19 protein-coding genes and 1 pseudogene are annotated in these 16,224 nt (G+C 50.2%); 7 read left to right on the top strand and 13 right to left on the bottom strand.

What is annotated here, in order from left to right; translation table 11 throughout:
* Positions 1-48: 48 nt before the first annotated feature.
* The 3 genes from RDY34_RS00805 to hscB all read right to left on the bottom strand — a co-directional run bounded on the left by RDY34_RS00805 (position 49) and on the right by hscB (position 1,653).
* Positions 49-573, bottom strand: coding sequence for an ankyrin repeat domain-containing protein (locus tag RDY34_RS00805; RefSeq protein WP_308074673.1), 525 nt, complete (start codon positions 571-573; stop codon positions 49-51).
* A gap of 144 nt (positions 574-717) precedes the next feature.
* Positions 718-1,026, bottom strand: a complete 309-nt coding sequence (locus tag RDY34_RS00810; RefSeq protein WP_003751092.1) for a hypothetical protein — start codon at positions 1,024-1,026, stop codon at positions 718-720.
* Positions 1,027-1,152: 126 nt separating this feature from the next.
* Positions 1,153-1,653, bottom strand: coding sequence for a Fe-S protein assembly co-chaperone HscB (gene hscB, locus RDY34_RS00815; protein ID WP_003751093.1), 501 nt, complete (start codon positions 1,651-1,653; stop codon positions 1,153-1,155).
* Positions 1,654-1,734: 81 nt separating this feature from the next.
* Between hscB and RDY34_RS00820 the strand changes: the two genes are divergently transcribed.
* Positions 1,735-1,956: an alternative ribosome-rescue factor A gene (locus RDY34_RS00820; RefSeq protein ID WP_003751095.1), complete on the top strand. Its 222-nt coding sequence runs from the start codon at positions 1,735-1,737 to the stop codon at positions 1,954-1,956.
* Here RDY34_RS00820 and iscA read toward each other — a convergent pair.
* From iscA to iscR, 5 genes are all read right to left on the bottom strand, one after another.
* Positions 1,916-2,236: an iron-sulfur cluster assembly protein IscA gene (gene iscA, locus RDY34_RS00825; RefSeq protein WP_002216984.1), complete on the bottom strand. Its 321-nt coding sequence runs from the start codon at positions 2,234-2,236 to the stop codon at positions 1,916-1,918. The two genes, RDY34_RS00820 and iscA, sit on opposite strands and share 41 nt — an antisense overlap.
* A gap of 86 nt (positions 2,237-2,322) precedes the next feature.
* The gene (gene iscU / locus RDY34_RS00830) at positions 2,323-2,709 is read right to left on the bottom strand and encodes a Fe-S cluster assembly scaffold IscU (protein WP_002213175.1); all 387 of its coding nucleotides are present in this window, start codon (positions 2,707-2,709) and stop codon (positions 2,323-2,325) included.
* Between the two features lie 65 nt (positions 2,710-2,774).
* Positions 2,775-2,903 carry a hypothetical protein gene (locus RDY34_RS00835; RefSeq protein ID WP_002216985.1) on the bottom strand — a complete coding sequence of 43 codons (129 nt, stop codon included), beginning with the start codon at positions 2,901-2,903 and terminating at the stop codon, positions 2,775-2,777.
* A gap of 66 nt (positions 2,904-2,969) precedes the next feature.
* Positions 2,970-4,184, bottom strand: a complete 1,215-nt coding sequence (locus tag RDY34_RS00840) for an IscS subfamily cysteine desulfurase (protein ID WP_003751101.1) — start codon at positions 4,182-4,184, stop codon at positions 2,970-2,972.
* 28 nt (positions 4,185-4,212) lie between these two features.
* Positions 4,213-4,659 (bottom strand): Fe-S cluster assembly transcriptional regulator IscR, encoded by a 447-nt coding sequence (gene iscR / locus RDY34_RS00845; protein ID WP_003688879.1) that lies wholly within the window; start codon positions 4,657-4,659, stop codon positions 4,213-4,215.
* A gap of 349 nt (positions 4,660-5,008) precedes the next feature.
* On the opposite strand from iscR, the gene RDY34_RS00850 reads away from it, so the two are divergent.
* Positions 5,009-6,181, top strand: a complete 1,173-nt coding sequence (locus RDY34_RS00850; protein ID WP_308074674.1) for an alpha-hydroxy acid oxidase — start codon at positions 5,009-5,011, stop codon at positions 6,179-6,181.
* A 64-nt stretch (positions 6,182-6,245) separates the two neighbouring features.
* On the opposite strand, the gene truB is transcribed toward RDY34_RS00850, so the two are convergent.
* The 3 genes from truB to rbfA are packed head-to-tail and all read right to left on the bottom strand — an operon-like array spanning position 6,246 to position 8,130.
* The gene (truB, locus tag RDY34_RS00855) at positions 6,246-7,166 is read right to left on the bottom strand and encodes a tRNA pseudouridine(55) synthase TruB (RefSeq protein ID WP_308074675.1); all 921 of its coding nucleotides are present in this window, start codon (positions 7,164-7,166) and stop codon (positions 6,246-6,248) included.
* 57 nt (positions 7,167-7,223) lie between these two features.
* The gene (locus RDY34_RS00860) at positions 7,224-7,748 is read right to left on the bottom strand and encodes a hypothetical protein (protein ID WP_308033687.1); all 525 of its coding nucleotides are present in this window, start codon (positions 7,746-7,748) and stop codon (positions 7,224-7,226) included.
* Between the two features lie 10 nt (positions 7,749-7,758).
* Positions 7,759-8,130: a 30S ribosome-binding factor RbfA gene (gene rbfA, locus RDY34_RS00865; protein ID WP_308033674.1), complete on the bottom strand. Its 372-nt coding sequence runs from the start codon at positions 8,128-8,130 to the stop codon at positions 7,759-7,761.
* 194 nt (positions 8,131-8,324) lie between these two features.
* On the opposite strand from rbfA, the gene RDY34_RS10615 reads away from it, so the two are divergent.
* Positions 8,325-8,636, top strand: coding sequence for a polymorphic toxin type 44 domain-containing protein (locus RDY34_RS10615; protein ID WP_369422235.1), 312 nt, complete (start codon positions 8,325-8,327; stop codon positions 8,634-8,636).
* Here RDY34_RS10615 and RDY34_RS00870 read toward each other — a convergent pair.
* Together RDY34_RS00870 and RDY34_RS00875 are read right to left on the bottom strand one after the other, a co-directional pair.
* Positions 8,580-9,194 (bottom strand): hypothetical protein, encoded by a 615-nt coding sequence (locus RDY34_RS00870; RefSeq protein ID WP_025458084.1) that lies wholly within the window; start codon positions 9,192-9,194, stop codon positions 8,580-8,582. The two genes, RDY34_RS10615 and RDY34_RS00870, sit on opposite strands and share 57 nt — an antisense overlap.
* 49 nt (positions 9,195-9,243) lie before the next feature.
* Positions 9,244-9,461 (bottom strand): annotated as a pseudogene (locus RDY34_RS00875) (CreA family protein); the annotation flags it as partial.
* A gap of 326 nt (positions 9,462-9,787) precedes the next feature.
* Between RDY34_RS00875 and RDY34_RS00880 the strand changes: the two are divergent.
* The 4 genes from RDY34_RS00880 to uvrB all read left to right on the top strand — a co-directional run bounded on the left by RDY34_RS00880 (position 9,788) and on the right by uvrB (position 16,219).
* Positions 9,788-11,584, top strand: coding sequence for a peptidoglycan DD-metalloendopeptidase family protein (locus RDY34_RS00880; protein ID WP_308073074.1), 1,797 nt, complete (start codon positions 9,788-9,790; stop codon positions 11,582-11,584).
* Between the two features lie 126 nt (positions 11,585-11,710).
* On the top strand, positions 11,711-13,195 hold the full coding sequence (locus tag RDY34_RS00885; RefSeq protein ID WP_308074677.1) for a S41 family peptidase: 1,485 nt from the start codon (positions 11,711-11,713) through the stop codon (positions 13,193-13,195).
* Between the two features lie 60 nt (positions 13,196-13,255).
* Positions 13,256-14,077 (top strand): YwqG family protein, encoded by an 822-nt coding sequence (locus tag RDY34_RS00890; RefSeq protein WP_308074701.1) that lies wholly within the window; start codon positions 13,256-13,258, stop codon positions 14,075-14,077.
* 114 nt (positions 14,078-14,191) lie between these two features.
* Positions 14,192-16,219 (top strand): excinuclease ABC subunit UvrB, encoded by a 2,028-nt coding sequence (gene uvrB / locus RDY34_RS00895; RefSeq protein ID WP_308074678.1) that lies wholly within the window; start codon positions 14,192-14,194, stop codon positions 16,217-16,219.
* Positions 16,220-16,224: the final 5 nt, after the last annotated feature.

Below are 16,224 nucleotides of genomic sequence, written 5' to 3' on the forward strand. Positions count from 1 at the left end.
CGGAGGGGAAGATGTGGTAGCCGCCTTCGCCTTGCTTCTTTTTGTCTCTTACGCATATTGCTCCATTAATGCCACGATAGGCATTAGCTCCGGTTCTGAATCTGAGCGATAGCTGTCTATAACTGTTTCGTTTCCATTAAAAAAATGAACATTAGCACCACTATCAAGCATAGCTTTCAAAACATCTAATCGTTCGGGCATATAGCCTATCATTGCTAGAGGAATCATATTGTCTTCATCGGCTATATTCGGATTTGCTCCTGCCTCCAGCAACGCTAATGCTGCATCGCCGTTTCTGGCACGCATGGCGTAATGTAGTGGAGTCATGCCGTATATATCTTGGGCATTGACTGCTACGCCTTTGTCCAGATAGAACCGGACGGTTTCTAGCGTTGAAGGACTGTGAGGATTCATATTAATGCGGTGCAGATAGCTCCATTTTTCAGACGGCGTGATTTTCAAAGGATCAAACTGGCCGCTGTCTGCCGTTTTTTGCAGAAATTTGATATCGCCTAGTCTGTTCGCTCGAACAACCTGCATGCCGACATCATTTTTATAAGGATCTAGTCTCATTTTATTTTCCTGTCGTTAAAAATTTTTCCATATCATCTCTAATATCTTCTAAGTCATCAATACCTGGTTTCTCATAGCGATGACTCAAATTATCCTTAGCATTTTCCAGCTTAAAGATACTCGACCGCGCATTAACATAATCGTTCAATTGTTGTGATGGCGTATCGTGCCGATGACGGTGATTGGTGGGACGTATTGGCGTTTTTCGATTTGGAGGAACAGGTGGGTGAAGACGGTATATTTTCGGATGGGAATGCGAGGAGGAAAAACGGGCGGATTGAAAAAGTTTGATGTGCAGGTATGTGTGCTTTCGGGACGGTCTTTGCCGAAGCTGATGCCGATTTTGGCATGCCGTCCGAAGAAAGCTTTTCTGCCGGTAAAGGATAGAATGGGGGCAATGCCGAAACGCTGGCGCACGTCATTAAAAAACGGATGCAGGCGGAGGTTCGGCATTGCCTCCCGCAAAAATGTTATTTTTTTGATGTTCCTCCACGGCTTTTGTCTGTTGTGGGCGGGTAGCCGCTATGTTCGGACGGCATGGCGGACGAAACGGTTATGCCGTCTGAAACACGGTGCGGATTATAATGCCGAGGAAATTTCGTTGCGGAGTTTGTCGAGAAACCTGCCTTGGCGGACTTGTTGTGCGGCGGTGTCGTAATCTTGTCGGGCAAACGACTGTTTCAGACCGCAGAACAGTTTTTCTTGTTCGGCGCGGATTTCGTTGTCGAGATTTTTCAAGGATTCAAGGTCTTTGCCCGCCCGTGCCTCCATCAGCGTTTCGCGCCATTCCATTTGCTGCATAAGGAATTCGGGGGCGAAAGAGGTATGCTCCGGCGCGTCGGCATTGATGCCCGATGTTTTCAGCAGGTAGGCGGCGCGGTCGATGGGGTTTTTCAAGGTGCGGTAGGCATCGTTGATGGTGGAAGACATCATCACTGCCTGCTTTTGCTCAAAGGCGGAAGCTGAAGCGAATTTATCGGGATGGAAACGGGCGGCCAAGGCGCGGTAGGTTTGTTCCAAGTTTTCGGTGTCGATATCGAAAGCGGGTTCAATCTGGAAGAGGGTGAAATATTGGGACATAGTAGAATGATAAATGTAAGATTTTGGCAGAAAACTGTTTTTGCCTTATAATCTGCCGCTTCTTAAACGAAAGGACTGAATATGGGCGGCAAAGTGCAGCACAATAAAGGCAAAATACGCGACAATGCTTTAAAAGCCTTAGTGAAATCCGATTTGTTCCGGCACAAGGTGGAACGGAAAAGGAAAGGCAAAGGCAGCTACAACAGGCAGGAAGCGAAAAAATGGCGGGACGGTTTTGATACTGTCCCGCCGTTTTTATGCCTTAAACGTGGAAGCTCTCGCCGCAGCCGCAGGAGTCTTTGACATTGGGGTTTTCAAATTTGAAACCTTCCTGCAAACCTTCTTTGGTGTAATCGACTTGTGTGCCGTCCAGATAAACCAGGCTTTTCGGGTCGATATAAATGCGTGCGCCGTGTCCTTCAAAAATCAGGTCGTCGCCGTCGGCTTCATCGACAAATTCAAGGTTGTACGCCATCCCCGAGCAGCCGCTGGTTTTCACACCCAAGCGTACGCCCAAGCCTTTGCCGCGTTTGGCGAGATAGTCATTGATGTGTTTTGCGGCATTCTCGGTAAGGGTAATCATATTTCTTCCTTGTTGTACCGCCTCAGACGAACCCGAAGCGGCGGGCGGTTCGGACGGCATTGTGGGACGATGCCGTTTGAAGGGCTTTATCTGTTTTCCTGACGTTTGCGGTAGTCGGCAACGGCCGCTTTTACCGCATCTTCAGCCAAGATGGAGCAGTGGATTTTTACCGGCGGCAATTCCAACTCTTCGGCGATTTCGCTGTTTTTGATTGCCAGCGCGTCATCCAGGCTTTTGCCTTTAACCCACTCGGTAATCAGGCTGGACGAAGCGATGGCGGAACCGCAGCCGTAAGTTTTGAATTTCGCATCTTCGATGATGCCTTCATCGTTCACTTTGATTTGCAGGCGCATCACGTCGCCGCAGGCCGGTGCGCCGACCATGCCGGTGCCGACAGATTCGTCGTTTTTGTCGAAAGTACCGACGTTGCGGGGATTTTCGTAGTGGTCGATTACTTTATCGCTGTATGCCATGATGTGGTTTCCTTAATGTTTTGATGATTTAAGTGGTTTGTTTGCCGGTTTTCAGACGGCCTGAGTTAGATTTTGCACGCGCCGCCTTCACAGCCGTCGTCGTTTTCCGAATCGACGCCGCCTTCCACGGTAACGCCGTCGAAATCGTCAAGCAGGTTGTCGAGGTTGTCCAAATCTAAATCTTGTTCGTTCATATTTTTCTCTTGATTGCTTTGTTTTTGGAATGCCGTCTGAAGGTTCGGACGGCATGTTGGTACGCTTTAATGCGCCGCCCATTCAATCGAGTTCAAATCGATACCCTCTTTAAACATTTCCCACAGCGGAGACAGTTCGCGCAGTTTACCGATTTTGGATTTAATCAGTTCTGCTGCGAATTGGACTTCTTCTTCGGTGGTCATGCGGCCGAAGGTGATGCGTAGGGATGAGTGCGCTAATTCGTCGTTGCGGCCGAGTGCGCGTAAAACGTAGCTTGGTTCGAGACTGGCGGAAGTACAGGCGGAGCCGCTGGATACGGCGAGTTCTTTCACTGCCATAATCAGGCTTTCGCCTTCGACGAAGTTGAAGCTGACGTTCAGGTTGTTCGGAGCGCGGTGTTCGAGGTCGCCGTTGATATAGACTTCTTCGATGCCTTCGATACCTTTGAGGAAGATGTCGCGCAGTTTGCGGTAGTGCGCCATATCTTGTTCGAGTTCTTCTTTGGCGATGCGGAAGGCTTCGCCCATACCGACGATTTGGTGGGTCGGCAATGTGCCGCTGCGGAAGCCACGTTCGTGACCGCCGCCGTGCATTTGGGCTTCGAGGCGGACGCGGGGTTTGCGGCGGACGTACAGCGCGCCGATGCCTTTGGGGCCGTACACTTTGTGCGCGGACATCGAGAGCAGGTCGATTTTGGCGGCTTCGACATCGGCAGGCACTTTGCCGCAGGCTTGGGCGGCATCGACGTGGAAGACGATTTTGCGTTTGCGGCAGATTTCGCCGATGGCGGGAATGTCTTGCACCACGCCGATTTCGTTGTTTACCCACATTACGGAAATCAGGATGGTGTCGTCGCGGATGGCGGCTTTGAGTTCTTCCAAATCAATCAAACCGTTTTCTTGAACGCCGAGGTAGGTTACTTCAAAACCTTGGCGTTCGAGTTCGCGCATTGTATCTAAAACGGCTTTGTGTTCGGTTTTGACGGTGATGAGGTGTTTGCCTTTGGTTTTGTAGAAGTTTGCCGCGCCTTTGATGGCGAGGTTGTCGGACTCGGTCGCGCCGCTGGTGAAGATGATTTCTTTAGGGTCGGCATTAATCAGGGCGGCGATGTCGGCACGGGCTTTTTCGACGGCCTCTTCTGCTTCCCAGCCGAATGCGTGGCTGTTGGAGGCGGGGTTGCCGAAGGTTTCGGTTAGATAGGGAATCATTTTTTCGGCAACGCGTTTGTCAACGGGGGTGGTGGCGGCGTAGTCGAGGTAAACGGGGGTTTTGACGGTCATGGTTTGCTCTTTCTTTTTCGGGTGTTATTTAATGGATGTGTGTAAATTGGACGACGCGGCTGCCGTCGCCGTTGTTTTTCTGTTCGATGATGCTTTGCAGGGTAACGCTGCCGAGGTAGTCGTTGATGGTTTTGTTTAAATTCTCCCAAAGGTCGTGCGTCAGGCAGGGCGCGCCGTGGTGGCAGTTGGCTTTGCTGCCGCATTGGGTCGCGTCCAGCCGGTCTTCGGCGGCGGAAATGATTTGGGCGATGTTGATTTGTGCGGGAGGGGCGGCGAGGATGTAGCCGCCGCCGGGCCCGCGCAGGCTTTCAACCAGTCCGGCGCGGCGGAGTTTGCCGAACAATTGCTCGAGATAGGAGAGGGATATATTTTGGCGTTCGCTGATGGCACTGAGTTTGACGGCGCCGGTTTGCGCGTTCATCGCCAAATCCAGCATAGCGGTAACGGCGAAACGCCCTTTGGTGGTCAGTCTCATGGTGGTGGTTGCCCGTGTCGGCTTTTTTATAGTGGGCGGAATTGTCCAATATCTGAGTGTTTCAGTCAAGTATGGGGGATCTGTTGCCGATTGTTTGTTTAAATGGCGGTATAGTCTGATTTTGCTTTATTTGTTTTGTTTTTTGAATCAGTCGATTATGTTTTTTGAGGAGCGGCGGTTGGGGTGTTTTGCCGGCAAGCGGCTTTAAAACGATTTGATTTATTTTTGATATTGATATAGATTATCTAAATCTTAGTGATTTATTTGGGTATTGCCTGAAATGCCGTTTGAAGGCTCAAGCAGTTTCAGACGGCATATTCCATCAGGCTGTCAAACAGGGAAAAACAAGATGAAACGTGATTTGAGCAAAATGACCTGCATCGAAGACTTGCGCCGCGTTGCCAAGCGCAAAATGCCGCGTATGTTTTACGATTACATCGATTCAGGTTCGTGGACGGAAACGACTTATCGGGAAAATACTTCGGATTTCAAAGATATCCGCTTCCGACAAAAGGTATTGGTCAATATGGAGGGACGCAGCCTCGAAACCAAAATGATCGGGCAGGATGTGAAAATGCCGGTGGCGATTGCGCCGACGGGCTTTACCGGTATGGCTCACGCAGACGGCGAAATTTTGGCGGCGCGTGCGGCGGAGAAGTTTGGTATTCCGTTTACGTTGTCCACCATGTCCATTTGTTCGATTGAAGACGTTGCCGAAAACACCAGCGCGCCGTTTTGGTTTCAGCTTTATGTGATGCGCGACCGCGAGTTTATGGAAAACCTGATTAAGCGCGCGAAAGATGCCAAATGTTCGGCGTTGGTTTTGACCGCCGATTTGCAGGTTTTGGGTCAGCGCCACAAAGACATCAAAAACGGCCTGTCCGCGCCGCCGAAACCGACCATCGCCAATTTAATCAATCTGGCGACCAAGCCCGAATGGTGCATGAAAATGCTGAACACGGAACGCCGCACGTTCCGCAATATCGTCGGACACGCCAAAAACGTCGGCGATTTGTCCTCGCTGTCTTCTTGGACATCCGAACAATTCGACCCGCGCCTGAGCTGGGACGACGTCGCCCGCATTAAAGATTTGTGGGGCGGCAAGCTGATTATCAAAGGCATTATGGAACCCGAAGACGCGGAAAAAGCAGCGAAAAGCGGCGCGGACGCATTGGTTGTTTCCAACCACGGCGGCCGCCAGCTCGACGATACCGTGTCTGCCATCAAAGCCTTGCCCGACATCGTCAGCGCAGTCGGCAGCGACATCGAAGTTTGGATGGACAGCGGCATCCGCAACGGTCAGGACATCCTCAAAGCATGGGCTTTGGGCGCGAAAGGTACGATGATAGGCCGGGCGTTTCTGTATGGTTTGGGTGCGTATGGTGAAGAAGGCGTAACCCGTGCGCTGGAAATCCTGTATAAAGAAATGGATATATCTATGGCGTTTACGGGACACCGCGATATTCAAGATGTCGATGCCTCGATTTTAAGGGGTAAAGATTGGGGTAGGGAAACGGTTTAGATACTGAAAAATACGATGCCGTCTGAACACAGGGTTCGGACGGCATCATATTTTTCATTCCCGTTCAGGCGGCGGATACCGCCGTGTTCATCAGGCGCAAGGCTTTCAGACGGCATATTTCCTTTTGATATTCCGCCAGACCGACAAAGCGGCCGTTTTCCGTGTAAACGCGTACCGGCGTATCGGAAGGTAGGTCTTCCTCGAAACGCGGACGTTGTCCGCAGCGGAGCATATGGACGGCATAATCGTTTAAAACGGTTTGGGGAAAATGGGCAACCAATACGTCGCAGGGCAGCAGCAAGCTGTCGCGTTCTGTTTCGTTCAAATTTGCCAAGGCCTCAAGCGTGTGGCTTTGGGCGATGGTAAAACCGGCGGTTTCGGTGCGGCGCAGGGCGGTCAGGTGGGCGAACGTGCCGATGTGTTTGGCGATGTCTTCGCTCAAAGTGCGGATGTAGGTGCCTTTGCTGCAACGTACGTCGATGACGGCTTTGGGCGCGTCAAACTCGGTAATATCGATGGCGTAAACGGTAATGTCGCGCGGCTTGCGTTCGATGACGATGCCTTTGCGCGCGTATTCGTACAGCGGTTTACCTTCGTGTTTGAGCGCGGAAAACATTGGTGGCACTTGGCGGATGTTGCCTGTCAGTGCTTGGCAGGCCGTCTGAAATTCGGCTAAGGAAATATCGGCGCGGGCGGTGGCAACGATTTCGCCTTCGGCATCACCCGTGCTGCTGGCTTCGCCGAGTTTCAGCGTGGCGGTGTAGGCTTTATCGGCATCAATCAGATATTGGGCGAACTTGGTCGCTTCGCCGAAGCAAACGGGCAAAAGTCCGGTTGCCAAAGGGTCGAGCACGCCGGTGTGTCCGGCTTTTTCGGCACGGAACAAACGCCGCGCTTTTTGTAGGGCGGTGTTGCTGGAAAGGCCTTCGGGTTTGTCGAGAAGAAGAACGCCGTTGACCGGGCGTTTGGTGGGTTTATTGCTCATATTAATTAGGGAATATTAATGTTCAGACCGTCTGAAAGGGTTCGGACGGCCTGCGTGTCAGCTTAATTCTTCATTCAATAATTCACGAACAGAGTGTTTTTCATCAATTAGATCAACGCCGATTGCATCAAAGCCATTTCGTTTTAATGAGTCAAAACTAATGATTCGGCCATCAATTAAGGGGACTTGTCCTTCAGAATTGACGAAATCTTCATATTCATCTTCGTAGTCTATATTGTAATAAAGATGGATCAGAACCCGGTAAGCATACTCATCCAAATCAGTTAACGTTCTGTTTTGCTTTTGATTTGGGCTATATTTGTCGCAAAACATAGCGTTATAGCCATGTTCCGCGCCATCAAACAATACGATTTCATCGCCGCTTACAGCTTCTACCGCCACAATTTTTACCGGAGCCTTATCAGTATCGGTAATCAATCCGTCAAAAGGCTCTCCATAGTAACGGATGTGGAAAGTATCTCTACCTTGGCAGGATAATGAAAAGCAACGATGCCTGCCTTCAATTTGCAGGCTATCACTATGTGCATAGGCGGCTAAATGTTCGGGAATCAGATTGTTCATTTTAGCAGTATCAGTCTTCAACCGGTTTTTCCGCCGCTACTTGATCGATAAGGGCGGACAGGTTCAAACCGTGTTCCAAGGATTCGTCGTATTTGAAATGCAGCTCGGGGATTTTGAACAGCTTGATGCGTTTGGCCAATTCGCTGCGGAGGTGTCCGCGTGCGTGTTCCAGCACTTCTTCCGTAATTTCGCGCGCGTCTTGGTTTAAAACCGTATAGAACACGGTGGCATGGCTGTAATCTCGGGTGACTTCGACTTCGTTAATGGTGATGAAGCCGGCGCGGGGGTCTTTCAGTCCGGTACGGACGAGTTCGGCAAGCTCGCGCATAATTTGTTCTTTGACACGGTCTTGGCGGGCGTAGCCGCGTTGGGGTTTTTTCATGAATATCCTCAGATTTGGTTTCAGACGGCATTTCTGCCGCCGGGGCGGTTGCGAAGGGGCGTATTATAGCCGAATCAGCGGGATTTTAAGGTAATACGTGGCAGGATGTCCTTGGGATCACAAGAAGGCAATACAAAGACTTCAAGGGTATAAACATTGGTCTTGTGATAAGAATCAACATTTCTTGTTTTTCTATGATTTGTGGTCTAAATATACACTATGGTTTTATCGGAAAAGCGGTTGGGTTTACAGAATGGGAGTTAACAGCCGGTGCAGGAGTAGCACAGTTGAAAGATAATACTCGAAATTTGGGGGCATGGGTTTCTCAATACATTCAAAATCGGATTAGAGAACTTTGGGATGCAGATTTTTTAGCAGCTTTTGATGATGCGAGTGATATTGAGGGAACTAAGACATTGCGAGTACTCTTGATTTTGCCGAAAAGGTCATTATTCCGGTGGCAAAGCCCCAAAACAACTATTGTGACCATCAATTGCTTCTTTTAATACTGGCAATTTTTCATATCCAATTCTTTTAATTCCTGATTTTTTTATTTGTTTTAAAATTTCGTCATTCACAATAATACCTGTTAAAGCGCTTGGAAAGAAAGTGAGATTTGGGATAGATTTATCCACAATATACCAACTATTTAATGGCAAAGGAAAATATAAAACGACTCCGCACTTTTCACATATACTACAAGTTGATTCTTTCCCTCCCCTTATATAAATTCTAAATTTTGGAACAACTGAAATGTATTCTTTGGATACAGTTTTGTTTACATCATAAACCTTTCCTACAAAATATACATTCTCAATATTTTGAATGCCCAGTAATGAAACAATATCTTTATGTAACATTCCAATAAATGTACCTCTTGCGTAGGTAATTGGAGCAAAACTTTTTTTTATTTTTTCATTTAGAAAGACATCAATTGCTGTATGTTTAATGATATTTCCACAATCGCACATTATATTCTCTTGTTTCAATTGATCTATCCAAATGTCATCTCCTTCGGGAACATTTTGTGTGGGGTCGCTAATTTGATAAAATATTTTTTCCATTATGGGTGTACTTTAAAATTTCCTTTATAGATATTTTGCCAAAATTTACTTGTTCCAAATTGACCGTTTCCTTCAAGCCGTCTTTTTTGCATATGAAATATAACAGGTAATGCCCTGAACGTCGGGATCGTCGAATCCTTCCATCTCGATACGGTCGTTTTTTCCCAGCATATTGAAAACGGTGCTTGCTCGTCCGATTTTATCGGTTTCGCCGCTGCCGCAGGCAGTCAGCAGGACGGCGGCAGACAGCAGTAGCAGTCTGTTTATCAAAATTTCCTTATCGGTTAAATCCTTGTTTTCCGTGAAGGCGGCAGGGCTTGCTTTGTTTGGAGGGTCGCACGCTCCCAAATCGGGCAACATACGGTATGCGGCTTAATGTGCTACCCTGTGTGTCGGAACACAATATCTATTGCAGCATTGAAAATATGCCGCACAATATAAGGCTGTTTGAGCCGATTGCAAGTATCCGCGCAAAGAAGGTGCAAGATTGGGCAAACGGCATTTTCAGACGGCATAACTGACAGTATAATCCAAACGTCCGGCTGCTTTCGTGCAGCCTTCAGTATTATCCAACTTTTTCCGAAGGTCGAACCATGCGCTATAAACCCCTTCTGCTTGCCCTGATGCTCGTTTTTTCCACGCCCGCCATTGCCGCCCACGACGCGGCACACAACCGTTCCGCCGAAGTGAAAAAACAGGCGAAGAACAAAAAAGAACAGCCAGAAGCGGCGGAAGGCAAAAAAGAAAAAGGCAAAAATGCCACAGTGAAAGATAAAAAAACAGGCGGCAAAGAGGCGGCAAAAGAGGGCAAAGAGTCCAAAAAAACCGCCAAAAACCGCAAAGAAGCAGAGAATGAGGCAACATCCGGGCAGTCTGCGCGCAAAGGACGCGAAGAGAATAAGGAATCGAAGGCGGAACACAAAAAGGCATATGGCAAGCCTGTGTCCGAATCCAAAGAAAAAAACGCAAAAACACAGCCTGAAAACAAACAAGGTAAAAAAGAGACAAAAGGACAGGACAATCCACGTAAGGGCGGCAAGTCGGACAAAGACACTGTTTCTGCAAATAAAAAAGACCGTACCGACAAGGACGGAAAAGCAGTGAAACAGGACAAAAAACACACGGAAGAGAAAAATGCCAAAACCGATTCCGACGAATTGAAAGCTGCCGTTGCCGCTGCGACCAACGATGTCGAAAACAAAAAAGCCCTGCTCAAACAAAGCGAAGGAATGCTGCTTCATGTCAGCAATTCCCTCAAACAGCTTCAGGAAGAGCGTATCCGTCAAGAGCGTATCCGTCAGGCGCGCGGCAACCTTGCTTCCGTCAACCGCAAACAGCGCGAGGCTTGGGACAAGTTTCAAAACCTCAATGCCGAGCTGAACCGTTTGAAAACGGAAGTCGCCGGTACGAAAGCGCAGATTTCCCGTTTCGTATCGGGAAACTATAAAAACAGCCAGCCGAATGCGGTTGCCCTGTTCCTGAAAAATGCCGAACCGGGCCAGAAAAACCGCTTTTTGCGCTATACGCGCTATGTGAACGCCTCCAATCAGGAAGTCGTCAAAGATTTGGAAAAGCAGCAGAAGGCTTTGGCAATTCAAGAGCAGAAAATCAACAACGAGTTGGCGTATTTGAAAAAGATTCAGGCAAACGTGCAATCCCTGCTGAAAAAACAGGGTGTAACCGATGCGGCGGAACAGACGGAAAGCCGCAGACAGAATGCCAAAATCGCCAAAGATGCCCGAAAACTGCTGGAACAGAAAGAAAACGAGCAGCAGCTGAACAAGCTCTTGAGCAATTTGGAGAAGAAAAAGGCCGAACACCGCATTCAGGATGCGGAAGCAAAAAGAAAACTGGCGGAAGCCAGACTGGCGGCTGCTGAAAAGGCCAGAAAAGAAAAAGAAGCGGTACAGCAGAAAGCTGAAGCACGACGTGCGGCAATGTCCAATCTGACTGCCGAAGACAGGAACATCCAAGCGCCTTCGGTTATGGGTATCGGCAGTGCCGACGGTTTCAGCCGCATGCAGGGACGTTTGAAAAAACCGGTTGACGGTGTGCCGACCGGACTTTTCGGGCAGAACCGGAGCGGCGGCGATGTTTGGAAAGGCGTGTTTTATTCCACTGCACCGGCAACGGTTGAAAGCATTGCGGCAGGAACAGTAAGCTATACGGATGAGTTGGACGGCTACGGCAAAGTGGTCGTAGTCGATCACGGCGAGAACTACATCAGCATTTATGCCGGTTTGAGCGAAATTTCTGTCGGCAAGGGTTATGCGGTCGCGGCGGGAAGCAAAATCGGTACGAGCGGGTCGCTGCCGGACGGGGAAGAGGGGCTTTACCTGCAAATACGTTATCAAGGTCAGGTATTGAACCCTTCGAGTTGGATACGTTGATCGGATTGCCGAAACGGTAGGCTTTATGCGAATCGTGCCGATATGGTGCGCTGTTCCGTGAAGTCTGCCGTTTGCCGTACCTGTGTTTTCCGGTTTTTGGAAATCAAGAGAGAAAGTTAAAGAAGAATGTCGAAACCTGTTTTTAAGAAAATCGCACTTTATACTTTGGGTGCAATCAGCGGCGTGGTCGTCAGTCTGGCGGTGCAGGGTTTTGCCGCCGAGAAGGACAGGCGGGATAACGAAGTCCTGCCGGTGCAATCCATCCGTACGATGGCGGAGGTTTATGGTCAGATTAAGGCAAACTATTATCAGGACAAACCCGATGCCGATTTGTTTGAAGGTGCGATGAAGGGTATGGTGGCCGGTTTGGATCCGCATTCCGAATATATGGATAAAAAAGGTTATGCGGAAATGAAGGAATCGACCAGCGGCGAATTTGGCGGCTTGGGGATGGAAATCGGGCAGGAAGACGGTTTTGTCAAAGTGGTTTCGCCGATTGAGGACACGCCTGCGGAACGGGCGGGGGTGAAAAGCGGCGATTTCATTGTGAAAATCGATAATGTTTCGACACGCGGCATGACGGTCAGCGAAGCGGTGAAGAAAATGCGGGGCAAGCCGGGTACGAAGATTACTTTGACGCTGTCGCGTAAAAATGCCGACAAGCCGATAGTCGTCAACCTGACGCGCGCCATCATTAAAGTGAAAAGCGTCCGCCATTATTTGCTCGAGCCGGATTACGGCTATATCCGCGTGTCGCAGTTCCAAGAGAAGACGGTTGAAAGTGTCAATACTGCCGCAAAAGAGCTGGTAAGGGAAAACAAAGGAAAACCGCTCAAGGGGCTGGTGTTGGATTTGCGCGACGACCCCGGCGGGCTTTTGACCGGCGCGGTCGGCGTGTCGGCGGCGTTTCTGCCGTCTGAAGCGGTCGTCGTCAGCACAAAGGGGCGCGACGGCAAAGACGGCATGGTACTGAAAGCCGTTCCCGAAGATTATATGTACGGTATGGGCGGCGATCCTTTGGCGGGTATTCCTGCCGAGTTGAAAACCGTTCCGATGACGGTATTGGTCAATTCGGGTTCGGCTTCCGCGTCGGAGATTGTCGCAGGTGCATTGCAGGACCACAAACGCGCGGTGATTGTCGGTACGCAGAGCTTCGGCAAAGGTTCGGTTCAGACTTTGATTCCCTTGTCCAACGGCAGTGCGGTCAAGTTGACGACCGCCCTGTATTACACGCCGAACGACCGTTCTATTCAGGCGCAGGGGATTGTTCCGGATGTCGAGGTAAAAGATAAGGAACGCACTTTTGAAAGCCGCGAGGCGGATTTGGTCGGACACATCGGGAATCCTTTGGGCGGCGAGGATGTGAACAGCGAAACCCTTGCCGTGCCGGTTGAAGAAAATGCGGATAAACCCGCTGCAAAAGAAAAAGGCAAAAAGAAAAAGGACGAGGATTTGTCTTCAAGGCGGATTCCCAACCCTGCCAAAGACGATCAGTTGCGTAAGGCTTTGGATTTGGTCAAATCGCCCGAACAGTGGCAGAAGTCTTTGGGGCTGGCGGCGAAAAAGCCGGTTTCAAATAAGGATAAGAAAGACAAAAAAGATAAGAAGTAGGTTTTGACGATGCCGTCTGAAAGGGTTTCAGACGGCATATTATGTTTGAAAGGACAGATTATGAGCGATTTTTTACCGGAATTTGAACCGTTTGCAGAGAAAATTGCAGCCACGGCAAAACCCGTCGTGCGTTTTTCTTTGAAGAAAGAGACAGTAGAACTGTGGGACAGCAAGGTCGGTGGCAGACCTTATCTGCCGGAGGGTATGGAATATCCCCAAAACGACCAAGGACAACCGCTTTCCCTGCTGGCACAAATCAACTTTGCCCAAATGCCGCATCTGCCGGGCTATCCGACCGAAGGCATCGTCCAGTTCTTTGTCGACGGTTACGACGATTTGTCGGGCATGGATTTCGACGACTTGCGCGCCCAAAAGGGATTCCGTGTTTTGTACCATCGCGAAGTGCGGCAGGAAGGTTTGCGTTCGGATGTTCCGGCATATTCCGATTTCGGGGATTTCGGAGTCGGTCTGCCGTTTGATGCAGAGGAAGAATTCCGCATGGTTTTTTCCGAACCGGAGACGCAATATCTGTCTTTCGACGATTACCGTTTCGATCGGACTTTTCCGGAAATGCGCAAGCTGATTCTCGAAAGGGTTACGGATACGGGTAACAACGATTGGCGGCTTTACGAGAACTATCGGGAAGCCTCCAATCAGGCGGGACACTGTATTGGCGGTTATCCCTGCTTTGCCCAATACGATCCGCGCGACGGCAGTTTGGAAGGCTATGAACTGCTGTTCCAATTGGAAAGTCAATATGATGAGAACGAAGGAATAGACATCATGTGGGGCGATATGGGGGTCGGCAATTTCTTTATCGCTCCCGAAGATTTGGAAAAATGCGATTTTTCCAAAACGGCATTCACTTGGGATTGCGGTTGAGTTCAGACGGCATACGGTCGGGAATGTCTTTTATTCCATGCCGTCTGAAAGACGTTTCCGATCCGACCCATCCCTACTACACGCTTTGTCCGCAAACGCATCACAGGCAAGATTATGGAAGTCATCCGATACCCCGATTCCCCCTTCAAACTCCACCAACCCTTCCCGCCTGCAGGCGACCAGCCCACCGCCATTGCCGGCCTGCTCGAAGGGCTTTCAGACGGCCTTGCCTATCAAACCCTGCTCGGCGTAACCGGTTCGGGTAAAACCTACACGATGGCGAACGTCATCGCCCAAAGCGGCCGACCCGCCATCATTATGGCGCACAACAAAACCCTTGCTGCCCAGCTCTACGCCGAAATGCGCGAGTTTTTCCCCGAAAACGCAGTGGAATATTTCGTCTCCTACTACGATTATTACCAGCCCGAAGCCTATGTGCCCAGCCGCGACCTGTTCATCGAAAAAGACAGCGCGATCAACGAACACATCGAGCAGATGCGCCTTTCTGCCACCAAAAACCTGATGACGCGCGACGACGTGATTATCGTCGCCACCGTGTCCGCCATTTACGGTATCGGCGACCCGACCGAATATCAACAAATGGTATTGTCCGTCAAAGAAGGCGACACCATCGAGCAGCGCGACATCATCGCCACGCTCGTTTCCATGCAGTACGAACGCGGCGATTTGGATTTCAAACGCGGCAGCTTCCGCGTGCGAGGCGACGTGATTGACGTGTACCCCGCCGAAAACTCCGAAAACGCCTTGCGTATCAGCCTGTTTGACGACGAAATCGACCGCCTCGATATGTTCGACCCGCTTTCAGGCAGCCTGCACCAACGCGTCGGCCGCTATACCGTCTTCCCGTCCAGCCACTACGTTACCCCGCGCGACACCGTCTTGCGTGCCTGCGAATCCATCAAAGAAGAATTGCGCGAACGCATCGAGTTTTTCACCCGCGAACAACGCCCTGTTGAGCAACAACGCATCGAACAGCGCACCCGATTCGACCTCGAAATGCTCTACGAAATGGGCTTCTGCAAAGGCATCGAAAACTACTCCCGCCATTTCTCCGGCAAAAAAGAAGGCGAACCGCCGCCCACACTGATGGACTACCTGCCCGACAACGCCATCATGTTTATCGACGAAAGCCACGTTACCGTCACCCAAATCGGCGGCATGTACAAAGGCGACGCATCGCGCAAACAAAACCTCGTCGATTACGGCTTCCGCCTCCCTTCCGCCCGCGACAACCGCCCGCTCAAATTCCACGAATTTGAAAAAGTCATGCCGCAAACTGTCTTCGTTTCCGCCACTCCCGCCAAATACGAAGAAGAACACGCCGGACAAGTGGTCGAACAAGTCGTCCGCCCCACAGGGCTAGTCGACCCCCAAATCATCATCCGCCCCGTCGCCACCCAAGTCGACGACTTAATGAGCGAAATCAACGACCGCATTCAAAAAGGCGAACGCGTACTCGTTACCACCCTTACCAAACGCATGGCGGAGCAACTTACCGACTATTACAGCGAACTCGGCATCAAAGTGCGATACCTGCACAGCGACATCGACACCGTCGAGCGCGTTGAAATCATTAGAGATTTACGGCTCGGCCTGTTTGACGTACTCGTCGGCATCAACCTCTTGCGCGAAGGCTTGGACATCCCCGAAGTCTCCCTCGTCGCCATCCTTGATGCCGACAAAGAAGGCTTCCTACGCTCCCACCGCAGCCTGATTCAAACCATAGGCCGCGCCGCACGCAACGTGAACGGCGTCGCCATCCTGTACGCCGACAAAATCACCGACTCCATGAAAGCCGCCATCGACGAAACCGAACGCCGCCGCGAAAAACAGATGAAATTCAACGAAGAACACGGCATCGTGCCGCAGCAGATTAAAAAACAGGTCAAAGACATCATCGACGGCGTGTACCACGAAGAAGACAGCGGCAAAGGTCGTAGACAAGGCAAAAACAAGGTTAAAGTCGGCGAAATCCACAACGAAGAAGACGCGATTAAAGAAATCGCCAAACTGGAAAAAGCCATGCAGCAGGCGGCTAGGGATTTGCAGTTTGAAGAGGCTGCAGTGTTGAGGGATAGGATACGGAATATTAAGGAAAGCATGTTGTTTGGGGCGGAGTGATGATT

Origin of the sequence: Neisseria polysaccharea (assembly GCF_963392925.1) — a bacterium.
Lineage (GTDB): Bacteria > Pseudomonadota > Gammaproteobacteria > Burkholderiales > Neisseriaceae > Neisseria > Neisseria polysaccharea.

What these genes read in the sequence shown, in the direction of transcription:
- RDY34_RS00805 (WP_308074673.1), bottom strand. Translation starts at nt 573, where the DNA reads ATGAGACTAGATCCTTATAAAAATGATGTCGGCATGCAGGTTGTTCGA.
- RDY34_RS00860 (WP_308033687.1), bottom strand. Translation starts at nt 7,748, where the DNA reads ATGAACAATCTGATTCCCGAACATTTAGCCGCCTATGCACATAGTGAT.
- truB (WP_308074675.1), bottom strand. Translation starts at nt 7,166, where the DNA reads ATGAGCAATAAACCCACCAAACGCCCGGTCAACGGCGTTCTTCTTCTC.
- rbfA (WP_308033674.1), bottom strand. Translation starts at nt 8,130, where the DNA reads ATGAAAAAACCCCAACGCGGCTACGCCCGCCAAGACCGTGTCAAAGAA.
- RDY34_RS00880 (WP_308073074.1), top strand. Translation starts at nt 9,788, where the DNA reads ATGCGCTATAAACCCCTTCTGCTTGCCCTGATGCTCGTTTTTTCCACG.
- RDY34_RS00885 (WP_308074677.1), top strand. Translation starts at nt 11,711, where the DNA reads ATGTCGAAACCTGTTTTTAAGAAAATCGCACTTTATACTTTGGGTGCA.
- RDY34_RS00810 (WP_003751092.1), bottom strand. Translation starts at nt 1,026, where the DNA reads ATGCCGAACCTCCGCCTGCATCCGTTTTTTAATGACGTGCGCCAGCGT.
- RDY34_RS00820 (WP_003751095.1), top strand. Translation starts at nt 1,735, where the DNA reads ATGGGCGGCAAAGTGCAGCACAATAAAGGCAAAATACGCGACAATGCT.
- hscB (WP_003751093.1), bottom strand. Translation starts at nt 1,653, where the DNA reads ATGTCCCAATATTTCACCCTCTTCCAGATTGAACCCGCTTTCGATATC.
- RDY34_RS00850 (WP_308074674.1), top strand. Translation starts at nt 5,009, where the DNA reads ATGAAACGTGATTTGAGCAAAATGACCTGCATCGAAGACTTGCGCCGC.
- iscU (WP_002213175.1), bottom strand. Translation starts at nt 2,709, where the DNA reads ATGGCATACAGCGATAAAGTAATCGACCACTACGAAAATCCCCGCAAC.
- RDY34_RS10615 (WP_369422235.1), top strand. Translation starts at nt 8,325, where the DNA reads ATGATTTGTGGTCTAAATATACACTATGGTTTTATCGGAAAAGCGGTT.
- RDY34_RS00835 (WP_002216985.1), bottom strand. Translation starts at nt 2,903, where the DNA reads ATGAACGAACAAGATTTAGATTTGGACAACCTCGACAACCTGCTTGAC.
- iscR (WP_003688879.1), bottom strand. Translation starts at nt 4,659, where the DNA reads ATGAGACTGACCACCAAAGGGCGTTTCGCCGTTACCGCTATGCTGGAT.
- RDY34_RS00840 (WP_003751101.1), bottom strand. Translation starts at nt 4,184, where the DNA reads ATGACCGTCAAAACCCCCGTTTACCTCGACTACGCCGCCACCACCCCC.
- uvrB (WP_308074678.1), top strand. Translation starts at nt 14,192, where the DNA reads ATGGAAGTCATCCGATACCCCGATTCCCCCTTCAAACTCCACCAACCC.
- RDY34_RS00890 (WP_308074701.1), top strand. Translation starts at nt 13,256, where the DNA reads ATGAGCGATTTTTTACCGGAATTTGAACCGTTTGCAGAGAAAATTGCA.
- iscA (WP_002216984.1), bottom strand. Translation starts at nt 2,236, where the DNA reads ATGATTACCCTTACCGAGAATGCCGCAAAACACATCAATGACTATCTC.
- RDY34_RS00870 (WP_025458084.1), bottom strand. Translation starts at nt 9,194, where the DNA reads ATGGAAAAAATATTTTATCAAATTAGCGACCCCACACAAAATGTTCCC.